The sequence below is a fragment of the Leptospira venezuelensis genome (assembly GCF_002150035.1).
Classification (GTDB): Bacteria; Spirochaetota; Leptospiria; order Leptospirales; family Leptospiraceae; genus Leptospira_B; species Leptospira_B venezuelensis.
The window spans coordinates 1,729,236-1,750,418 of the sequence record NZ_NETS01000010.1 but is presented as its reverse complement, the minus strand read 5'-3'; the positions used below and the strand labels follow the sequence as shown (position 1 = coordinate 1,750,418).

The 21,183-nt window shown below is 38.4% G+C and carries 23 protein-coding genes; 7 read left to right on the top strand and 16 right to left on the bottom strand.

Annotated features, from left to right (window positions below; genetic code table 11):
- Positions 1 to 60 precede the first annotated feature (60 nt).
- The 3 genes from B1C82_RS15555 to B1C82_RS15545 are packed head-to-tail and all read left to right on the top strand — an operon-like array spanning position 61 to position 2,792.
- Positions 61 to 951 carry a patatin-like phospholipase family protein gene (locus tag B1C82_RS15555; RefSeq protein WP_086448402.1) on the top strand — a complete coding sequence of 297 codons (891 nt, stop codon included), beginning with the start codon at positions 61 to 63 and terminating at the stop codon, positions 949 to 951.
- The gene (locus tag B1C82_RS15550; protein WP_086448401.1) at positions 948 to 1,307 is read left to right on the top strand and encodes a hypothetical protein; all 360 of its coding nucleotides are present in this window, start codon (positions 948 to 950) and stop codon (positions 1,305 to 1,307) included. Before B1C82_RS15555 ends, B1C82_RS15550 begins: the two co-directional genes overlap by 4 nt.
- Positions 1,308 to 1,358: 51 nt before the next feature.
- Complete coding sequence (locus B1C82_RS15545; RefSeq protein ID WP_086448400.1) at positions 1,359 to 2,792, top strand: OmpP1/FadL family transporter; 1,434 nt, start codon at positions 1,359 to 1,361, stop codon at positions 2,790 to 2,792.
- Here the strand turns inward: B1C82_RS15545 and B1C82_RS15540 are convergent.
- The 10 genes from B1C82_RS15540 to B1C82_RS15495 form a co-directional block, all read right to left on the bottom strand.
- Positions 2,737 to 3,669 carry an SGNH/GDSL hydrolase family protein gene (locus B1C82_RS15540; protein ID WP_086448634.1) on the bottom strand — a complete coding sequence of 311 codons (933 nt, stop codon included), beginning with the start codon at positions 3,667 to 3,669 and terminating at the stop codon, positions 2,737 to 2,739. The two genes, B1C82_RS15545 and B1C82_RS15540, sit on opposite strands and share 56 nt — an antisense overlap.
- 116 nt (positions 3,670 to 3,785) lie before the next feature.
- A complete protein-coding gene (locus B1C82_RS15535; protein ID WP_157894145.1) occupies positions 3,786 to 4,181 on the bottom strand; it encodes a hypothetical protein in 396 nt (131 codons plus the stop codon).
- A gap of 269 nt (positions 4,182 to 4,450) precedes the next feature.
- Positions 4,451 to 4,813, bottom strand: a complete 363-nt coding sequence (locus B1C82_RS15530) for a hypothetical protein (RefSeq protein ID WP_086448398.1) — start codon at positions 4,811 to 4,813, stop codon at positions 4,451 to 4,453.
- A gap of 34 nt (positions 4,814 to 4,847) precedes the next feature.
- A complete protein-coding gene (locus B1C82_RS15525) occupies positions 4,848 to 5,726 on the bottom strand; it encodes a hypothetical protein (RefSeq protein ID WP_086448397.1) in 879 nt (292 codons plus the stop codon).
- A gap of 24 nt (positions 5,727 to 5,750) precedes the next feature.
- Positions 5,751 to 7,076, bottom strand: a complete 1,326-nt coding sequence (locus tag B1C82_RS15520; protein WP_411550342.1) for an N-acetylmuramoyl-L-alanine amidase — start codon at positions 7,074 to 7,076, stop codon at positions 5,751 to 5,753.
- Positions 7,077 to 7,204: 128 nt separating this feature from the next.
- Positions 7,205 to 7,960 carry a hypothetical protein gene (locus B1C82_RS15515; RefSeq protein WP_086448395.1) on the bottom strand — a complete coding sequence of 252 codons (756 nt, stop codon included), beginning with the start codon at positions 7,958 to 7,960 and terminating at the stop codon, positions 7,205 to 7,207.
- Between the two features lie 54 nt (positions 7,961 to 8,014).
- Positions 8,015 to 8,701, bottom strand: a complete 687-nt coding sequence (locus B1C82_RS15510) for an O-methyltransferase (protein WP_086448394.1) — start codon at positions 8,699 to 8,701, stop codon at positions 8,015 to 8,017.
- A gap of 1 nt (position 8,702) precedes the next feature.
- Positions 8,703 to 9,533, bottom strand: a complete 831-nt coding sequence (locus B1C82_RS15505; RefSeq protein ID WP_086448393.1) for an MBL fold metallo-hydrolase — start codon at positions 9,531 to 9,533, stop codon at positions 8,703 to 8,705.
- Entirely contained in the window at positions 9,533 to 10,966 is a 1,434-nt protein-coding gene (locus B1C82_RS15500; RefSeq protein ID WP_086448392.1) for a M16 family metallopeptidase, read from the bottom strand. The genes B1C82_RS15505 and B1C82_RS15500 overlap by 1 nt, the downstream gene beginning before the upstream one ends.
- Positions 10,963 to 12,540, bottom strand: a complete 1,578-nt coding sequence (locus tag B1C82_RS15495) for a M16 family metallopeptidase (protein ID WP_086448391.1) — start codon at positions 12,538 to 12,540, stop codon at positions 10,963 to 10,965. The genes B1C82_RS15500 and B1C82_RS15495 overlap by 4 nt, the downstream gene beginning before the upstream one ends.
- Before the next feature lie 107 nt (positions 12,541 to 12,647).
- On the opposite strand from B1C82_RS15495, the gene B1C82_RS15490 reads away from it, so the two are divergent.
- On the top strand, positions 12,648 to 13,256 hold the full coding sequence (locus tag B1C82_RS15490) for a hypothetical protein (RefSeq protein ID WP_086448390.1): 609 nt from the start codon (positions 12,648 to 12,650) through the stop codon (positions 13,254 to 13,256).
- A gap of 17 nt (positions 13,257 to 13,273) precedes the next feature.
- Positions 13,274 to 13,693, top strand: coding sequence for a lipoprotein (locus B1C82_RS15485; RefSeq protein ID WP_086448389.1), 420 nt, complete (start codon positions 13,274 to 13,276; stop codon positions 13,691 to 13,693).
- 95 nt (positions 13,694 to 13,788) lie between these two features.
- Here B1C82_RS15485 and mpl17 read toward each other — a convergent pair whose 3' ends face one another.
- The 6 genes from mpl17 to B1C82_RS15455 all read right to left on the bottom strand — a co-directional run bounded on the left by mpl17 (position 13,789) and on the right by B1C82_RS15455 (position 19,305).
- Positions 13,789 to 14,184 carry a cell surface protein MPL17 gene (mpl17, locus tag B1C82_RS15480; RefSeq protein WP_086448388.1) on the bottom strand — a complete coding sequence of 132 codons (396 nt, stop codon included), beginning with the start codon at positions 14,182 to 14,184 and terminating at the stop codon, positions 13,789 to 13,791.
- Positions 14,185 to 14,221: 37 nt separating this feature from the next.
- Entirely contained in the window at positions 14,222 to 14,716 is a 495-nt protein-coding gene (locus B1C82_RS15475) for a YajQ family cyclic di-GMP-binding protein (RefSeq protein ID WP_086448387.1), read from the bottom strand.
- A 1-nt stretch (position 14,717) separates the two neighbouring features.
- Entirely contained in the window at positions 14,718 to 17,477 is a 2,760-nt protein-coding gene (gene alaS / locus B1C82_RS15470; RefSeq protein ID WP_086448386.1) for an alanine--tRNA ligase, read from the bottom strand.
- An 83-nt stretch (positions 17,478 to 17,560) separates the two neighbouring features.
- Positions 17,561 to 17,959, bottom strand: a complete 399-nt coding sequence (gene rpsI / locus B1C82_RS15465; RefSeq protein WP_086448385.1) for a 30S ribosomal protein S9 — start codon at positions 17,957 to 17,959, stop codon at positions 17,561 to 17,563.
- 13 nt (positions 17,960 to 17,972) lie between these two features.
- The gene (gene rplM / locus B1C82_RS15460; protein WP_008594822.1) at positions 17,973 to 18,422 is read right to left on the bottom strand and encodes a 50S ribosomal protein L13; all 450 of its coding nucleotides are present in this window, start codon (positions 18,420 to 18,422) and stop codon (positions 17,973 to 17,975) included.
- Positions 18,423 to 18,489: 67 nt separating this feature from the next.
- On the bottom strand, positions 18,490 to 19,305 hold the full coding sequence (locus tag B1C82_RS15455; RefSeq protein WP_086448384.1) for an LA_0442/LA_0875 N-terminal domain-containing protein: 816 nt from the start codon (positions 19,303 to 19,305) through the stop codon (positions 18,490 to 18,492).
- 403 nt (positions 19,306 to 19,708) lie between these two features.
- On the opposite strand from B1C82_RS15455, the gene B1C82_RS15445 reads away from it, so the two are divergent.
- Positions 19,709 to 20,353 (top strand): hypothetical protein, encoded by a 645-nt coding sequence (locus B1C82_RS15445; protein WP_086448382.1) that lies wholly within the window; start codon positions 19,709 to 19,711, stop codon positions 20,351 to 20,353.
- A 157-nt stretch (positions 20,354 to 20,510) separates the two neighbouring features.
- Positions 20,511 to 21,089 (top strand): hypothetical protein, encoded by a 579-nt coding sequence (locus tag B1C82_RS15440; protein WP_234008412.1) that lies wholly within the window; start codon positions 20,511 to 20,513, stop codon positions 21,087 to 21,089.
- Positions 21,090 to 21,183: the final 94 nt, after the last annotated feature.

The window sequence follows — 21,183 nt, the reverse complement described above, 5'->3', positions numbered from 1 at the left end:
TCATATCTTTTATAAACGGAAATACGGAGAAATTTCCAAATTTCGTTTAAAGGAGAAATTATGGAACTTCCTAAAGCAAAAAAGGGAAAGCGGGCATTATTGGTAGAAGGAGGAGGAATGAAAGGAGCATTCGCTGGAGGAGTATTACATTCGCTCAATTGTATTCTACCTGCCAAAAATTTTGATCTAGTCTTGGCCGTCTCATCAGGAGCTTGTTGCGCAGCATATTATGCAACTACTCCTGATCCTGAACCTGTTTCAGGGGATCACACTCTTTCTATCTGGAAGTATGAACTTGCTGGTAAAAAATTGATCTCGGTCTTTCATCCTCTTTTTGGAAAACCATTCTTAGATCAGAAATATTTAATCGATTATCTATTCCGAAAAAAATATAGGATTTTAACTGAAAATTTAGGGAAAAAAGGTCTTCCTGAACTTAGAATTGCAGTAAGCAATCTTCGTTCCAGATCAGTGGAATACAGAAAAGCAACTAAAGAAAATCTTTTTGATCTACTGAAAGCAGCTACATCCCTTCCAATCGCAACAAAAGGGAAATATAAGGTTGAAGGCGAATATTTATCTGATGCAGCTATCTTAAATCCTCTGCCGTTACAAGATCTTATTCAGGCAGGATATAAGGATATAACAGTAGTATTAAATTCTCCAGTTCAACATTCTTCTCCTCCACTTACATCTATTAGTAGATTTTTATCTTTTCCTCTAGATCGAAAATTATCCAAGATCATGAAATTTTCTCATCATACGAATTATAATACAGCAAGAGAGATTGCTTCTAATCCTCCAAAAGGAGTCCGCATTTATACAATCGCACCTGAATCAAAACTTCCAGTCGGACTGATTACCACTAAACAATCCAGGCTAGAAGAAACAGTCGAACTAGGAAAAGAAATCGGAAGAAAGGCCGCTAAATTTTTAAAACGAAAACTATGAAAACGATCTCCTTCCCCTCTCTTAAACCTGCACTCGATCGGATCAATTACGAATTGATAATGGACTTCGAAGAACATCATCCAAGAGTGTATATTCATCTAGAATGGAATTCTCAAGAATATAAAAAAGAGCCGCGTTACGAATTCCCAGAGGGGGGACTTCTTTTTATCAATGTTCCAACTTGGGAATGGATGGATTTTATAGATGGGATCCAGCCTCCCGAGATGGAGATCCGAGACTTCCGGATCGAATTTATCTGCTTTCCAGAAGATAGAAGAAAAATAGAAACTGCGTCCAGGTTCTCCATCCGCTATCCTGCTTATCCGGAACCGATGGTTTATCTCACCAGATTCTAAACAATTGACCTGGATCAATGCAAAACCTGAGGTATTCTTTATAATTTGAGAATGAATCTCGGAATTATTATCAGAATTGATTTTCCATCCAACCGACGCAAACGAAGGTTGTTCCCCTTTTTAATAATCCTTCTGCTCTTCTTCTCCTCAATCTTTTCTTCTCTTTATGGATTCCAAGGAATCATGCCCACTTCATTCGGAGCGAGGCAAGCTGGGATGGGAGGGGCATTTCAGGCAGTCGGTGGATCCGTCATGGACTTGGAATCAAACCCTTCTCATTTAGCGAGACTCACCACCCCTAAATGGGAATTCGGCACTTCTGTTCATTTTGCGAGAATTGAATATTCAGATTCTTTTATAGACAAAGATCCTAATCTTTCCTATCAAAATCAGATCGTGGAAACTCCAAGAGCGGTTTTTCCTTATATGGGTTATATCCAGCCAGTCACAGATCGTCTCGGGATCGGATTTGCATTGTATACACAAGGTGGAGGTGGAGGTTCATTTTCAAATATAAATCGGATCTCCCCAGGCAAAGAAACTTTAAATGAAACATTAGGCAGCGATGTATCTTTCGGAACAGAAAGAAAGATAAAAGAAGATCTTAAATTCAAATTTATGCTTACAAAGTTAACCGTTGGCACCGGATATAGATTCGGAAATCTATCCGTAGGCTTAGGACTTGATCTTGCATATGCATTCATGGAAATGAAGAAGACAAACTTGGATTTAAGCAGGACAGTCGAACTCCCAGGCAGTCTCGCGTATAATAGTGATCCAGCTTATTCTTATGGAGGAAAATTAGGATTTTCTTATGATCTTTCTTCGAATGTTCGAGTAGCTTACTCCTATACGCTAAGGAATGTTTTACATATGGATGGGCAGATAAAAGTAGAAGGAGAAAATCCAATAGTCAAAAATGAATCTCGAGTATCCAGATATATGGTTTGGCCGGATCGGCATATTTTCGGGATCTCCTATAGGAACAATTCCTGGATTTTTGATTTTGATATTAAATTTATTCCTTGGTCCCAAAGTTTTCACACGAATCGATTTATATTAGACCAACCAATATTAACTACTCCGGTTGGGCTCGAAACAAATGTAATACAAATGAATTTCAGATGGAGAGATCAATATTGTTTCGCTCTAGGTGCCGAATACGATTGGAAATACGGATTTAGGTTCAGAGCAGGATACAGTTATGCCAAAACACCAACGACTCCCCAGGGTTTAAATCCAATGCTTGGAACCACAAATGAACACCACCTATCTGGGGGTTTAGGATATTATACTGCGAGTGGAACAGCACTTCATTTCGCGATAGAATATGCATTTCCAAAATCAATGAAAGGAAGTGAGTCCTCCGACTGGACTCTGGCTCATTCTATCTTCTCCGCAAAAGAGATACAGCTTGCTCAATTCCAATTCAGTAAGTCTGTTTCAGTATTAAGCTTAAGCTTAGGTATTGAAAAAAATATTTAAAGAAGAAGGAGTTCTTATACTGATTTTCCGATGGTTCTGTTAATTCCTTCTGGATCATTTCGAGAAGGATGTTACCTGCCCGTTCATTAATATGAATATCATCCGTTAAAAAAATCCGACCCGACTGTTCCGAAATTTGGTCCCAAGTCTGGAACAGACCGAAATGTCTATATATTGCCCAAAACAATCTAGGAGTATTTTTGGCGTATTCCTTTTCCGGATGATTCGGCTCCTTCTGCAACTCGGCCACCAAAGCTTCGTTAAAAGGTAAATAAGATACACCAGATTCTTTCGCTATCTTATGAATAATTTCGGAATAAGCAATGGATTGTTTCAACGGGGAACTTTCCAAGGCCTCTCCTAAAACAGGAATTGAGATCAAATGAATTTTAGAATGTGTCTCCGCCTTGAGACTATGAACGATCTTTCTTAGGTTTTTTTCATATGTCGTAATATTAGGAATTTCTGGAAGATTCCAAAGTTTATTATAACCTTTATATTCTTCTTCATTTAAAGCCGCTTTAGCATCATTGGTTCCTATTAAAATAAAAATATGCTCAGGGGATAAACTGACTGAGTTCGGAACTTTTTCCAGAATCTGATAAGTCAGCCTGCTATTAACTCCTTCATTCACGAAGGTAAATTTTTGCAAGGAAGGATTCTCAGACAATGCGCGAACATAATCAAAGCTCACAGTTCCGTGAGTAATGCTATCCCCTAAGAACAATACAAACTTTTTGGATGACTTATCCGCAGAATTTAAAAAAGAATCCAGATTATTTTTCGGAACTTTACGGGCTGCGAAATTTGTATATATAGCCGAGCTTATTAAATAAATAAAGAAGAGGGTGAGAATCGAATATAAAAACCGTTTCATAAGAACCAAAAGACAATAGGACAAAATTGGTTTGTATAGCAGAATTTGATTAGGTATTCCTTAATAGGGCACAAATTAGAAAATCAAATTCTATTTCAAAATTCGCATTTAACTTTTTAATCATCCCTAAATCTGATAGTTTTGTTGGTATTATTCTGAATACGAAGGTGTTGATCCTTTAAGTGTAATCGACGATTTTCCTTAATTTCATAATCAATAATCTCCTGGAATTGTGCCGGGAATAGACTGAACCGATAAAACTCACTTTCACCAGTTTTGAAAGTTATCATGTCATCGAAGTCAGAATTGCCTTTCTTTTGTTTGAAGTCCTTAAAATCTATAAATCTCAGACTCCCCTCATTCATTAATATAAGCTTTTCTTGGAACTCCAAATCAGGAGCTCCTGATTCACATTTTTTCTTGATCATATCTAAATCTCCTCCATCCAATTGAAGGAATTTATAAAAATAGATATATAGTCCATCCTTGGCCCAGAGATATTCGCCGACCATAGCTCTCTCTTTTTTAATACAAATTTTCGGATCGATTACAAAGACTACCGTTCCTTTTTTGGAAAAAATAAACGTATCGCCAGATCGCAAGTCGTCGACTCCCACTTCTTTCCATACCCCGGACATTTTGACGGGATGAAGCGGGATATCATCATTGCTTTCTGTGCAATAAAATAAACAAAATACTGCCAAGAATATAAAATAGAAATTTTTACAATAACTCATTTCCGAAAGAGAATAAGACAAACTATATCTTATAGAAGAATTTCTTATTCATTGGAAACTTCAGTGATTAAAGTATCCGAATATTTTTCACCCTTATAAACGGATACTATCTCAATGGCCAATATAGATTCCTGCCTGTATTGCTTGTCTGCGCCCGATCCTAATACGATCGGTTTGATTTTGTATGTCGGAATATTCAATTTTTGGTATCCATTCATATCGAGCAGTGTGACTTCATGAACAGAATAACCGATATAGAGATCAGGAATTTTAGAAGTTTTAACTTGTTGGAGTAAAGTTGGGTTTGAGGATTGCTCACAAATAGACCCTCCATATGATTGAGGAAAAATCTTTTCTGCATTAACAATAAAGAGAAAAAGAAAGATAATTTTAGTTTGTTTGATCATGAATTTACATTCGCTCCAAAGAATCTGTTCACTTCTATTTCTTTACTTCTGTCGATATCATACTTTCAGAATCAAGACTAAAAGTAATTTTAGAATCTCTAGTATGAATGATAATATTTGGAAATTCCGAACTAAAACTTGCAATTCCTGTGACTACAAATCGCGCAAGTTCACTAGATTTTTTAGGGTCTATCTGAAATAATTCTGCGTCGGATTTCGGAGAATCTTTGAAGAATCCATTTTTCTTTTTTCCTCCCGGCAACATCTTCCGAATCTGCACATCTGAGGATTTTTGATCATAAATAAAAACATAATTCTGAGAGTTATAATAGACATAGGAGATGGAATCGCAGGCATCAGTACAATGCTCACTACTTATCGAAAAAACTAAATCGGTTTTACAATTTTTCCAATCGAATGAGTAGATACTATCCGAAGAATCTGCTGCTCCGTAATTCCGAATATTACCCCAGTATACTATATGATCATTCTCGTCCCATTGAATGAAATCATAAGCTAATTCCAAAACGAATCCATCAGGTTTACATTTCTGAGAATCTTGAATCGATTTTTTATCCTCACTCAGAGAGATTTCGTATTTAACTTTTTTATCTACAGTGTCCACGATCTGAAATTCGCAAAGCATGGCTCTCTTAATTGTGTCCCCATCGTAAGCACTTGAAGGTTGGTCGGAACAACCTGGGTTTTCACTCGAGTAAATCTTAAGCTCGTATTTTTTCGAGCTGCTCAAAATTGTTCGTTCCAATTTTCGACTTAACGGCTTATTAAGCTCTGCGTTTTCATTTGTCTCCTTAGGTTTAGGAGAACAAGCTACGATCAAAAGAGTGAAGAATATGAAAGGCCAGGCAAAACCCTTTGAATATAGAGATTGATTGTGAGCAAAAAGGTTCATTCTATGTTGATCTCCTCTTAGGAATTATTCATCCCTTACAATACGGAAGTAATTTCCTTCCTTCAAATTCTCATAACGTGCCCAGTCTATCTTCTTTCCTTTAGGAACGTAAGGCAAATCTGCAGGTTTGATTTTGATACCATGAAATAATGAATATATACCAACTGCCAAACTGATCGCAGTATCTTTTTTTCTTTGGGTTAGGATTTTCATATCCTTTTCCTTATCAATATAACCAATCTCCAGATAAGCAGAGATTGCATTGATAAAAGTTGGAAGGCTATAAGTAGAAATATAGGGCTTATTAATCGGTCCCGGGTTGGATAACTCCTCTTCCGAATTAGGCAAAGTCCTAAGACCATATTGCAAAAATCTCATGAGTTCCGTAGCAGCGTAATGATTGTCGCCGCCGAATCCTTCTGCACCGTCTTCTCTTCTCCAGAGTTCAGGCTCTGCTCTTTCTCTATCCCAGAATTTTCCTTTTGCAGAATACTCTGAATGTTTTTTGGCATAAGGACCAGGACCGTCTAACACTGCTTTATCGATCCAACCCGAAGGATCCGCATATTTCCAAGTTACCATGTTTTGGCGATATCCTTCGAAATTAGCAAGGTCCGTTTTTTTTCCGGATTTATTCGGCCAATAACCGTTAAAATAGATCCAAGCATCTGCTACTGCATTTTCCAAACGAGACCATTCCATTTTGAAACGCATCCATTCACTCCAAGGTCCGTCTTCAAAAGACTTAGAAGATTTTCCTTCTGAGATTTTTCTCAATGAATAGAAAGTTCGATAAGAAGGAGAAAGAACTGCGGCCATTCCGCCCGGATGTCCTTTCCAACTAGGATTCAGGTGCAAAGATAAAACTAAATAGGGACGAGCAGCATTGATCCTGGAAATTCTTCCTGGTTTAATCTTTCCGGATTTTTTATCTGGATAGTCGTATAATCTGTAAAAAGCATTCGGGTCAGAAGATAGATCGGCTCCTTCTTCTTTTGCAGTTTCTTCTCTAGTGAGATCTGAATCTATTCTGATCCATGGAAGTGTATCATTCGTGAATTTTTTTGCGTATGATCTGAATGTTTCGAATCCTTCTGGAGTTTTGGTAAGATCCAAAATTTCTTTTACTTCTTTTGCTAGAGCTAATACCACCTCGCTCTCTCTTCTGGATTTTGTTTGGGCACCTGCTTTATAAGGTTCCAGGTATTTATTAGAGATAGGATCGTATTTATCTCCGTGTTCTTCTTTAGGCTTTAAATCCAAACCGCCATGGCCTGGATCTATAACTATATTATAGGTTCTTTTCGGGGTTGTTTCTTGAGAAGAAACCGGGAACGAAAAAATGAACAATAATGGAATAAATAAAATTTTTCGTATCACGTATGGAAATTTATTTCTCCGGGGATATCAGGCACAGCCTGTTATCCCCATGTGATACGTCAAGGAAGGAATCCGAATGTTTTCGGATTGGAGGTCTTTTAAAGTTTAGATTCTGCGTAAACCATATTGCGGTTATCGCTTAAATCCACTTTGTATTTCTCCCGGACATTTTTACTTTCCTCTTCAGTTTTCAATTTGCTGAGGATAGAAATTCCGTATTCTTTTGCGATCCTAAGATGCATCAGGCTATCCTTAAATCTGGAGTCCCTTCTCATCTTCTCCGCTTGGATAAATTGGTAATAAGCAATCTGAAGTTTGTGTTGGTTATTGGAAACTTCTCTTCCAGCATACCCTTTTGCAGCGGCTCCAGGTCCGGACTTTTGCTCTATGGAAACAATCGCATCCGCACATTCTCCCAATAACTGATCCACTTTTTGGTTATAAAGATCGGAGAATTTTCCATATAGCTTGTTTGTCTCGTCTTCCGTTTCTTTCATCTTACGGCCAGCGACAACATATTTGCGCATTAAAGAATATCGATATGCTTCGTTGTATTTTTTCCAGATAGTATCGAAGTCCTGTTGAGAGTTAGATACCTGAGATCCGAAATTTTTTACCACCACTTCCAAAGCACCTAAATCACCTTTGATCTTGTTCTGAGTGGAATCCAAGGTTCTGGCAAAATGAAATTCCTCCAAATAATCTCCCTGGTATTTAGGATCTTCGGCCGCGTTGGCCAAGGTAGAACCCTTACCGTCATTACTTGTAGGTTTATTTTGTGCTGATACGCCGTACGAAATTATAAAGAATGCCGCAAGAACCGCGACGATCCGAGGGAAAGAAATTTTTGTCATGTGATCGACCCTTCGCGGTAATATAACACAACGCTTAAGAAGCAAACAAGCTTTTTATTGCTTAAAATCGAAACATAATATTCCGTCACCAACAGGGAATAAGGTGTATTCTATCTTAGAATTTTTGATTAGGGACCATAATTGGCGCACCGCCCGGTCAGAAGATGCTTGGTTTTCAGGATCGGCAATCCTTCCATGCCAAAGTACATTATCGTAGATCACTCTTAGATTTCTGGTTTTACCTCCTTCCAGGATCATCTCTAAAATTTCCGGATAACGGATCTTATCACAATCCACAAATATCAGTTCTTTCCGATCCGAGGAAGAAGGTTCTAAAAATTCCTTTGCAACCTCTGAACAGTCCGCATTTGTAAATTCTACTCGATTAGAGTTGGGCTCTATCCTGGCAAAAAATTCTTTCGCCACTTGAATGAAGTCTACTTCTCTATCCACCGTTTGGATCTTTGTATCTTTTCTAACTGCAGAGATAAGCCAGATTAAGGAGATCCCATAACCGGTCCCTAACTCCAAAATTGTATCCGGATCCCATGAAGAAGCTAAAAATGCGAGCACCGCCCCCGATGCAGGTGTTAACACCGGAAATTTGTTTTGAGAAGCTCTTTTCTCCAGATCCTCAAGCCATTCATAAGGACGTTTTATTAATTCTGAATGGATCCAATCTTCCAACCCTTCCTTGTAAATGGAAGTCCCGTATTTCTGTTTAGGGTTTTGAGAGGCCATATTATTCAGGGAGGAAAAGATGTATCCTATCTCTTTCGGAGGGAGGGAGTCTTTTAGATAAGATTTTTCGAATATAAGCAGGAGGATAACGTTTCGAAAAATGGATCAGGACTATTTTTTCATTTTTAAAGGAGGAGATATGATGTAAGATTTCATCCAGATGGATATGCCCCCACTCTCTTGCATTCTCTACATTCCTTTCATGATCTATATATGTACATTCTAAAAATAAGATTTCTGATTCTGCTACATCCTTATGGGTCAGCACATATTCAATTTTGGTATCTCCCGAAAAACTGACTACAGGCTTAGAATGAAATTCGTCAACGTCGATACCTTCTTCTTTCTTTTTCAAAAGTTCATTTCGATCTAATCCAATAAACTCAGATCTTAACTTTTTCTTTCTTTCATAGATTGTATAACCCTGGGAATCCACTCTATGAAATGTTTTCCATACTTTAAAAAAATGGTATGCATCTATTTCTATTTCTTCTCCTTCTTCCAATCCTTTCATCTCATAAGAGTAAGGAAAATCTTCTATCTTAGAATAGAGAGATAAAATTTCTCTCATAGGAGCTTCTAACGTTTTAGGAAGATATATTTTAGGAGGTCCTAACTTACGTAAAGACCTTTGCGAAATATAATAAGGGATTCCTGCAGAATGATCCAAATGCGCATGAGTTAATAATAATCTCTCTATATTGATACGGTTCGGATTCTGATGTCCTATATCGAACATCAAACTCAAACGAGGCATTACAATGGAGGTGCGAATCCCTCCTTCCGAAATCCCTTCGAATAAATATCCCTTATGTTCGAACTTACAATCCATTATGGGATCGGATCTTCCGGACCGATCGTTTTTTGTCCAGGTAGCTCAGAAGAGACGGAAGATTTTGGTCCAGAGATCACTGCTGTCAGTTTATCTCTTCTAAAATATATTTTACCAACTCTTCTCAGATCTTCAAGAGTAACATTTTGGATTTTATCTCTATAATTTTTGAGATAATCCTTTGGCATTTTATGTTCTCTAAATCGAACTTCGTTCCTAAGAATTTCTACAGAGTCGGTAAATAAGAAGATAAATTTATTAAGAATCGCTTCTTTTGCATTTTTTAATTCTTCTTCACTTATATTAGAGAAAGTAGAATCTCCCAAAATTTCCCCCATGAGATTATAAACTTCCATGGTACTTTTGGATTTTGTCTGAGTAAAAAAGTAAATCACTGAGTGATCTTTTTCGAACACTGGATGACTAGAAGAAGAGTAAGCGAGCCCCTTGTCCGAGCGGATTTTGCTCATGAAGTAAGAAGTAAATCCTCCACCTCCCACTAAATAATTCAAAACCTGAACTGCATAAAAATCTTTATCGTTATGAGCAGGTCCTACTCCTAAGAATAAGACCACGTTTTGAGTATTGTCCTTGTCTATGATCAGATTCTTAATTTCTTTCTGCTTTAGATTTTTATTCAACTCATCCGGACTGGAACCCTGGGAATCCATTACCGGAGTTCCCGAAAATGCGGGCAAAATATCTCCTAAAAATTGAGGGATCTCTTCCTGATTCCACTTGCCACTTATAAGTATCGAACGTCTGGAACTCAATAATTGATTTTTATAATATACTTCTAGATCTTCTTCTTTTAAATCGTCGAGTGCTGTCAGAGAAAGCGACTTACCTTTTACTTTCCCTTGATAAACAAGCTCATTTGCCTTTCTAAAAGCAAGACCTACAATATTATCGTTTCTTCTTTTGATCTGTTCGCTTAATTGTAATCTTGCGATCTCGAAAGCTTCTTTTCCAAAAATTGGCTGCTTCAAAAATTCTGCGATCAGTGCCTTGGATTCTTGGTCATATCTGGAAAGCCAAGAAAAAGTTAAAGTTACCGTGTCCAAATCAGAATCTACTCTTAACTTAGAGCCATAAGATTCCCAGACTTCTGCAAAACTTTCGCCAGGATGCGAGGTTGTTCCTCCCTTCTTCCAAGCCTCGGGAAAAATTTCGACTAACTCGAAAGAGGTCTTAGTAAAGTAAGAAGGCCCTGCGTAAAATGTGATTTCCAGAGTTTTGATCGGAAACTCGGAGTTTTCCAAATACAAAATTCGAGTATTCGAATCCTTTCCAATCTCTTTAATTTCAGGAAAATGAAATTCTAAGGCTGGAATCTTTACGTCTTTTACGAAATCTCCAGGGGCAGCTTCAGAGCTAACGAAGGAGAAAAGAATTATAGAAACGGAGATAATTAATCTTTTTAGAATATTCATTTTTTCTCTCCGTCAGAATTAATAAGATCGCCAATGGTCAGATTTCGAGGTGTGAAATATTTCTGGGTTACTCTCATGATATCTTCCGGAGTGACTCTATCCAATCGCGCGTAATCGTCGAAAATTTCTGTCCAATCCCCGGCCACTAATTCATAATAAGTAAGAACATCCGCAAGTTTAGAATTGCTATTCAAACCCCTAATATAGTCGGCAACGATCTGATTTTTGATCTTCGCTAATTCTTCTATAGTAACCGCTTCTTTTTTGAGAGTTTCAATTTCTTCCAAGATCGAAGATTCTATCTTATCCGGGTCTGCGCCTCTTACATTGTTCACATAAATTGCGAAAAGGCTTGGGTATCTTTCTCCAGGCTCTCCTGTCCAACATGCAACTCTTTGTGCAAGTTTGTCTCTAAGCACAAGTCGTTTGTATAATCTTCCGGTCTCGCCTTGGGATAAGACTGCATCTATTAATTCCAAAACAGGTTTATCAGGATGAGGGGAGGCGGGAGTCAACCAACCCATCACTTTCATAGGACCGGAAGAATGTTTTACAGTCACTCTTCTAGTTTCATGATCAAAACTTTCTGACTCATGAGAGAGTTTTGGAGAAGGTCCATCCGGAATATCTTCGAAATATTTTCGGACTAATTTTTCTGTCTTATCGAAATCTAAGTCTCCTACAATTCCGATGGCCATCTTATGAGGCCTATAATTCTTTTTGAAAAATTCTTCTGTTTTATCAATGTCCAAAAAAGGAAGATTCGATTCGTAACCGATTACAGGCATTCCATAAGAATGTTTTGGGAAAGCGGCTCCTAAAAATTTCTCTCTCAGTATTCCCATTCCTTGGTTCTCTACTCTCATCCTGCGTTCTTCCAGGACCACATCCCTTTCAGTATAATATTCTCGTAATATAGGATCTTTTAATCTATCCGATTCCAGTTTTGCCCAGATCTCTAATCTATTTGCGGGAAGTAAAATTTGGTAATTTGTTACATCGTTGGTAGTATATGCATTAAAGCCAGTGCCTCCATTCTTCTCGTAGATGTAAGAGTCTTCGTTCGAAACCACAAACTTACGATGGAGTTCCAGCAGATTTTTAAATCTGACTTCTAAGATATTTTTATCTTTGATGAGTTGTTCCGGAACAGGCTCGCCTTTGGCAGCAAGTTCTCTTTCTTGCAAACGATAAGAATCTAAACGTTTTCCCCAAACTCGGATCTGGTCCAAATATACTTTTTCTTTTTTGGCATCAGTGACACCGATATTTTTAGTACCCTTAAAAAGCATATGCTCCAAAAGGTGAGCGGTTCCCGCAATCTCAGGAGTTTCGTCTGCAGCACCTACCAAAAATTTGGTATAAACTGCAACTGTAGGAGAATCGGCTCTTTTCATCATGAGAAGCCTGATCCCATTCTTCAAAGTTACCTTTTTCACTCTGGATTCCAAAGTAGTTCGAATCTCCGAGAAGATGTCTTCATTAGCCGAGGCTTCGAAGTTTATAAAAATGCAAAGAGTAAAAAACAAAAAGCTGAAACGAGAAATGACTGACTTGGAAAGATATTCCCACATAACCAACAAGATTTCCCCTAAAAGTTATGTTGTCCAGAAGATACCGGGAAAAAATCCCGCTGGTTTTTGTAGAGGGGAGCTTTAAACTAGGAACTATGTTGCGGGTTTTGTCGGTCTTATTCCTGACATTTTTTTTAGTACATTGCGAGCCTGCAGATCCTGAATACAGAAGAAAGGTTTGGGATAATCTAAGCGACTCCGGTTTTATTTCTCACGATTATTTCCAAGTAGTGGTAACTGTTCCGGTCCCAAATCAGGAAAAACCTTTATTAGCGTTGAGAGAAGATTGTAAGGCGAGAGCGATCCGTAAAAGAGACGAGATATCGGTGAACTTGCTATTGGCTCAAGTCTCAGAAGAAAAAAAAACTTGGATCGGGGTCGGGGTCAATTCAACAGTCCCCAAATATGAGGCGCCCCCTGGACCTCCCCAAGCAGTTCGAACCAAGTCTAATTCTCCTATGGGTACAGCATCTATCGCTACCCAAAACGTACAAACCCCAGTAGAAGACGATGCTCCGGAAGAAAAAAAAGAAAAGAAGAAGACGGAAATCGTAAATGCTGATTATTTAACCTACCGAGCTTCTTTCGCTTGGCTTTTGGATAAACTGTTCTTATACAGAGAAGATTATAGCGACCCTAAAAGCTGCATTTTTGTTTTTAGAGTTGTGGATGCGGATTTACTCAAGCGAACTTTAGAATCTAAAATAATTCCATAACGAAGGAATCTAACGCTATGCATACAAAAACGATTTTCGCATTACTAATCGTTTCTCTCATCTCCGTATGTAAAACACCTCAAACGGAAGAACCTAAAAAAGAAACATCTAAGAATGTAGTAGAGGAATCCGCTCCGACTGAAGATGACCAATTTGTTAAAGCAACCGAAGGTTTTATCAGTTCTTCTACTTATCAAGTAGTTGTATCTTCCTTGGATGGTAACGAAAGCGAAGCATTGGATCTTGCTAAAAAAAGAGCCTTAAATCTTTTTATAGCGGAGAAGGGAGATTCATTTCGTCCGACAGACCGCAAATTCCTGAAAGAGTTAGTGGATTCAAAAGGGAAGTTCGTAAAAGTTTCCAAACCAATTAATGGAAAGACATACTATCTCTTCCATGTATCTCAACCAGATCTAAAAATAGAAATTAAGAAGTAATTTAAATCGCGACGATCTAGGAACTTCTACAATCAAATTCCAATAAAAAAAGCGGCTATATTGCCGCTTTTTCTTTCCAAACATATTCTATTTAATTATTGGATTGTCTCTTTTTGTAATATCTTTCCCGGAATACAAATATTCCTGTTATAATCGCAGTAAAAAATTTTCGCGTGAATTTCCAGTTCACCCTTCCCTTCCAGTTTTAACTGCATAGGCTCAACTGATTCGAAATATTCTTTTTTGCGGGATGAAGTTTTACCTTTCAGTTTTAGATCCGCGGAAACCACTTTTAATCCGGATCCAGGATTGAGTAGGATACGATGCGGAGCTTCTTTTTGGACCCCGAAATTTTCAGGGTAAACAACTTTCAAAACATAACCAGAAGGAGACGATTTTTCGATCTTGAACTTGATCGGATTTTCCTCCTCTGCAGAGAGTCCTGAGATCAGAAAAATAGAAATAATTGCGAGAAATGTAAAACGTTTCATACCTAAATTAGACCCTTATCTTTCGGAAAGGTTTTGATTAACCCTTAAAATTTTGGAATTGAACATCAAAAGGAAGATCCGCAGATTTTAAGAGTTTCATGATCTCCTGAAGATCATCCTTCTTCTTTCCCTGAATCCTAACACAATTTCCCATAATGGTAGGAATTACTTTTAGTTTAGAATCCTTTACGATCTTAGTAATTTCTTTAGTCTGTTCTTTTTCAAGACCATTACGAATTTTCACTTTCATCCGAACAGTATTGCCTGTAGCAGGTTCCAATTTGGATTTAAAATCAAATGACTTAAGTCCAAGTCCTCTTTTAGCCATCTTATTAATTAGAACATCGATAACACTTTCTAACTTAGCTTCGTTGTCAGATATAAGAGTCAGATTTTCCTCTTCCAGTTTGATCTCAGACTTGGAACCTTTAAAGTCGAATCTGTTTTTAATCTCTGCGATTGCTTGGGTAACCGCATTTTGTAATTCAGGTCTATCTATTTCTGAAACAACATCGAATGATGGATCGCTCATATTATTTTCCCCCGTTCAAGCTGGAACTAGCCTTTTCTAATGCAGACCTGACTGCTTCTTCTACTTTGGAAACTTCTTTTCCTCCGCCTTGAGCCATATCAGGTTTTCCTCCGCCTTTTCCACCTAAAATTTCACAGGCAGTTTTTACGAGTTCTCCACAATGGATCTTTCCAACCAAAGAAGAAGAGCAAGTGATTACTATACTTGCATCTTCTGTATTTTTGCTGGCAAGAATGGCGACTATTTCCTTTTCTCTGACTTTGATATTATCAGAAAGTCCTTTTAATGCTTTTGCATCCTTGGACTCAAAGATCGCAGAAACAATTTTAACAGAACCAATCATTTTCGAATTTTCGAATACTTGCGCGATCACTTCCGGATTATTCTCAAAATCTTTTGATTCTTTATTTTTCTTTTCTTTCAGGAACTTGGATTGTGTTTCTTCCAATTCTAGGGACAGTTCTTCGGAAAGATCTCTAAGAGAAACTACTGCATCTGCTCCTTTGGATTCGAATGAAGATCTGATCTCATCCGGTCCAGGGATAATAGTTTTTATAGAAAGAGCAGTCCCTTCTGCCCCCAACTCTTCTTTGATCTTAAGATTTAGATTTTGGACTGACTCGGTTAACTCTGCAAATCTGTTTTGAAAGGTTTCCACAACCAGCGGGCCCGCAACTGCTTCTATCCTTCTGTTTCCGGCGCCAGGGCTAGATTCTTTTTTTATGAAGAAGTATCCGATATCTCCCGTATTTCCTACGTGGGTTCCGCCGCAGAACTCCAAGGAACGATCTCCCATCTGAAGAACTCTTACGCTATCTCCGTATTTTTCGTCGAAGGCTGCAACGGCTCCTGTTTTCTTGGCTTCTTCAATAGGTAAAACTTTAGTATCTACAGGAATATGGCGACCGATACTTTCGTTCACCCAGGATTCTATATTACGGATTTCTTCTACACTTAAAGGGCTCGGATGAGAGAAATCAAAACGAAGATATTCGGGAGAAACGATAGATCCTTTTTGGAGAACATGATTTCCAAGCAACGAACGAAGTGCTCCGTTTAATAAGTGAGTTCCCGAGTGATGGAATTTGAGTCTTTCTCTTCTTTCCTTCTCTACTTCTAATTTGGCCTTGTCTCCAACCGAAAAACTTCCGGAGAGAACAGTTCCAATATGAAGAATGATATCGTTCTCTTTTTGGGTATCCAAAACCTTAAAGACAGATTGTCCTTTTCGGATAAATCCTAGATCTCCTACCTGTCCTCCACCTTCCGGATAAAATGGACTGGAAGAAAATACCAATGCACCTGACTCACCTTCTTTGAGTGCGTTGGCTTGTTTATTATCTGAAAATATAAATTTAAGATCTGACTCCGCTTCTAAAACATCATAACCCAAAAATTGGGTCTTATCAGTTTTTATTCCTGTGAATAGGGAAACCTTGTTTGCTTTCCAAGTTTCACGAGAAGATTGTCTATCCTTCTCTAATTCTTCTTCGAAACCTTTTTTGTCGAAAGAAAGTCCATGCTCTGCTACGATCTCTTCCGTCATCTCTGCCGGGAAACCATAAGTTCCATAAAGTAAGAAGCTATCTTTTCCGGAGAATGTATTGGAACCTTCGGACTTGGTTTTGGAAACAAGAGCTTCTATCTTTTCCAAACCAATCTCTAATGTTTTGAGGAATAATTCTTCTTCTGCCAGAAGTGTTCTTTCTACAGAGGAGATATGTTTTTCCAGATCAGGATATCTTTCCTTATAAATATTACATACTGATTTTGCAAGTTTGTATAAGAATGGTTCTCTTAGATCCAGTTTTCTAGCGAATAATACCGCTCTACGGATTAAGCGACGAATAACGTATCCTCTTCCGGTTCTATCCGGATAGATCCCGTCGGATACTGTGAATAATACAGAACGAATATGGTCAGTGATTACTCTGAATGGGACTTTTGTAGATTCGTTATAAGTTTTTCCTGAGATTTTTTCTACTTCTGTGATGATTCCGCGAAGTTCATCCGTATCATAAACGGAATCGACGCCTTGCAAAAGTAAAGCTACTCTTTCTAATCCGGAACCTGTATCAATACCTGTTTGTTTGAGTGGATGAAGATTTCCTTCGGTGTCTTGGTTGAATTGGTTGAATACTATATTCCAAAATTCTAAAAAACGATCGCAATCGCAGCCTGGCTTACACTCGTATTTAACTCCACAATCAGGGAGAGCTTTTTCAGGTCCCCTATCTAAGTATAACTCAGAGCAAGGTCCGCAAGCACCGCTGTCTCCTGCAGGTCCCCAGAAATTATCTTTTTTGCCTAAACGAGTGATCCTTTCTTTTGGAATACCTTTGGAAATCCAGATCTTCTCTGCTTCATCATCATTTTCGAATACTGTGATCCAGATCTTTTCCTTAGGGAATCCAAGATGATTTACAGAACAATCTAACGCGTATTCGATAGCTTCTTCTTTAAAATAATCTCCAAAGCTGAAGTTTCCAAGCATTTCGAAAAATGTACAATGTCTTTCCGTTTTACCTACATTTTCGAGATCTGTAGTTCTTAAACATTTTTGAGCAGAAGTCGCTCTTGTGTAAGGAAGTTCTACTGCACCGGTAAATAATGGTTTGAACTGCACCATTCCTGCAGTAGTGAATAGAAGTGTAGGATCTCCTGCAGGCAAAAGAGAAGACGAAGGAACTACAGTGTGGCCCTTCTCCTTAAAATAATCCAAAAAGATTTTGCGGACTTCGGAAACTTTTTTAAAATTCATGATACCCCTAAAAACAGAAAATGCCCGAGGTCTTGCTGGCAAGAACTTCAGGCATTCCCAAAAATAGATCTAAAAAGCGTAGATTAACGTTTAGAGAACTGAGTTCCTCTACGTGCTTTATGTAGACCGTATTTTTTACGTTCCACCATACGTGGGTCACGAGTCAGAAGGCCTTCTTTTTTAACAGTAGCTCTGAACTCGGGATTATAACGGCAGATCACTCTTGCAAGCGCATGACGGATCGCTCCGACTTGTCCGATGATCCCTCCTCCGGAAACATTTACTTTAAGATCGAACTTTTCAGCAACGTTCATCAGAGTTAAAGCGGTAATAGCTTCTTTGATATTAGAGCGGCTGTTTTGCAGATAATCTTTGTAATCTCTATCATTGATTACAATCTTACCGGAACCTTCTTTTAATTTTACGCGGGCGATTGCGTTTTTACGACGACCTACTGCCCAGATTTCCTTGGCGCTTGCCATATTCTAATATCTCCTAGAGTTCCAGTTTGATCGGCTTTTGAGCGCCGAGATTATGCTCGGTTCCTGGGAAAATTCTGAAATGAGTTAACATTTCAGCACCGAGTTTGCTTTTAGGAAGCATACCTTTTACTGCTTCATACAGGATTTTTTCAGGTTGTTTTACTCTCATGTTTTGAAGAGTAGTAGCTGTCATACCACCCGGATAACGAGAGTGATGGAAATATTCTTTTTGAGTCTCTTTATTTCCAGTCACAGCTACCTTAGCAGCATTGATAACAATAATATTATCTCCACAATCAACGTTAGGAGTAAAAGTAGGTTTATGTTTACCGCGGAGTCTAGTTGCGATCTCCGAAGCGAGACGACCTAAGGTTTTGCCTTCAGCGTCGACTACGTACCAAGCTTTATTAGCTTGTTCCTTTTTTAAGGAAGGAGTTCTATGCGGTTTAGATACGATTGGCATGGGTATGTCCTGTATTGGCCAATTTCGCGTACCGGCCTAAGGGGTCAAGGAAATACGAACAAAATTCCTAGAAACCGAGGCTAAAACTTGCTTCCGCGCCCCAGCCTACTCTTGTAGCAGACCAATCAGGTTTAGGAACAACTGTCCAGGTAACTGGATTAGCAGAATTCCCCTGCTCCCAAGCTTTTCCCAGAAAATAAGTCCGAACCAATTGAGCCAGATACACTCCACCCAATACGTACACAGCTGTGTTATATGCATGAACGGAAGTTTCGTAATCTGCTCTTGCTCCAGGGACTACGGTGAGAAGGTAGAAGTTTGCAATACCTCCTCCATAAATAAATGAGCCTGTAGTACTACTCTTGGAAACTGCATCATCATATTTGCTTTTTGCAGATTCTGCTTCGGATCTGGAATATCCTGCATAAGCTAAACTAGCTAAAAATGCCCCGCCTGTGATCTTTGCCTCTAGTTTATTGTCAGTATACCATTGTCCCCAGCCAGGTAGAATTGCAGAACGCCATACTGCACTCCATCTATTTCTGCCCGGTTCCGTAGACGTTGGAGGGGGGATAATTTGAATTGGCTCCTCAACTACTTGAGGGTTTTCCTGGACTTTCTTCTCTTCTTCCTTACGAATGCGATTCTCTTCTTCTTTTGTAATATCTTTATAAATAATTTTTAATATTTCTCTTTTATTGATGATCTGTTTGCCCGTTTCAGACTGAACAGTGATCGTTTTTTCATTTTGACCCACCACGTTACCGATCACCTTGCCGCCTTTGCGAAGAAGAATGGTCTGATCGGCAAAGAGAAGGCTTGGAGTCAGAAACAATACCAATAAGAAAAAAATTATAGAACGGACTTTAAGATTTGGACGCATCTTGGCAGAAGTAAAAACTTTCAGACAATTTAGTCAAGTGTAATGAGAAATTCATTGAACTTTGTATAGCTCCATAAGGAGTATGGATTATGCGAAATCGATTTTTTGTCCTTATAGTCTTAGTATATTCTTCCCTTTATTACAATTGCCTGAGCGATAAAAGCTACAGCACCCAGGCCTTATTTGCTTCTGTTCTTACTATTCCAAACGGAATCTACATTTATTCCACAGCTACAAAATACCAAGGTAATCTTGCAGCTTATGGTAGTACACCGGAGATAAGCGGCCAAAATATATGCAAGAGTGAAAAATTATTTTCCTCTCTTGCGAATCAGTTTTAGTCCGGATACTAGTGTTCCACAATAGCAACAAATTTCTTGTATAAAAAGTAAAGTAGGTTCGAATGTTAGATGTGAAATCGATTGCCCTTCTTCTTTTTTTGACCCTTTTTTCATTTAGTGCATGTGCAGAAGAAAGTATATGTTCTAAAGAAGATAGAGCCTGTAGCTTTACTGAAATTTTATATTCGTTTATCGCTCCTCCTCCAGGGATTTATATTTACTCGTCATTAAATTCCTACCAAGGCGATTTCGCAAAATATGGGCCTACCTTATTCGATGGCCTTATGAATCTTTGTGTAAAGGATCGCGTCTTTGCACCAATCATTTCTTCTTGCGGGAATATTCTTCCGGGAGTCTCGAGTGATCTAATGTCTATCGATCAATATCCAGCAAATTTCCCAGCTTTCGATGGAGACAATCTCACAATTAGAGGTTCGAGAGGAAATACTGTATCTAAAAGTTTTAATTGGCTAATCGCAATAGGACCTGATGTTGCTTCCCTAAGTAAATCCGGGATCATTAATGAGGAATTTTGGACCTTTACCTCTGCCGGCGGAGGTTATTCGGGGAGTTGTATCGATGGTCTTTCCAAAGCCGTTGGCGATACCGGAGAGGTTGGAAACCCTACCACTCAAAATAATATTTGGTTGGGTGCGAATATCGCGACTTGCGATCAATATAGAAAAATTCTTTGCTTCTGTTATTAAGTCCTAAATTAGCTTATTTCATGCGTAAAGAATTTTTATGCCTGAAGTTTTCCTCAGTAAATTTCTTGCAAAACTGAACCGTTTAGTTTTTAATCATGCGGTGAAATTTTTAATTCAGCTATCCTGCTTCTTTTTTATTTTTTCCTCAAACGCATGTATGAGTTCAAAGGTTTGTTCTGATCATGACAAAAATTGCAATATACAAGAACAAATATTATCGATGATCTCCGCTCCTCAAGGGATATATTTATATACAACTCAAACCAGTTACCGAGGGAATCTGGCTGCATATGGATCTAGTTTGGAAAGTAGTCTCCATAATATCTGCACTTCCAATCGTTTATTTGCATCAATCATTAATACAAGCTGTTCCAATGTTCTTCCTGTAGTTTCTACTGCTACACATTCTATTTCTAATTTTCCAGGAGACTATGGTATTCCTGATAATACTAATTATCCTATAAGAGGAGCCCGGGGAGAGATTATTGCAACTTCTTGGACAAATCTTTTTCCGGGTCTACTATTAAGCTTACAGCAAGCAGGTGTTACCTCCCAATCCTATTGGACATTTTCTAACACAGGAGGAGCTTTTAATACTGCAGACAATTGTATTAACGGTACAAGCACAGGAGCTGCGGGAGCAATTGGATCTCCCTCGGACGTAACAACGAGCTGGCTCATTTCAGGAGCGCCAGCATGCACAGACTCTCATCCAATTATTTGCCTTTGTTATTAAGATGAGAGAGGAAAACGGCTTAATAAGTTGAGCTAAAGCTATAAAAGAGAAATATAATTTCTTGCCTATGAACTAACTCTGCTCTATCCTTGTT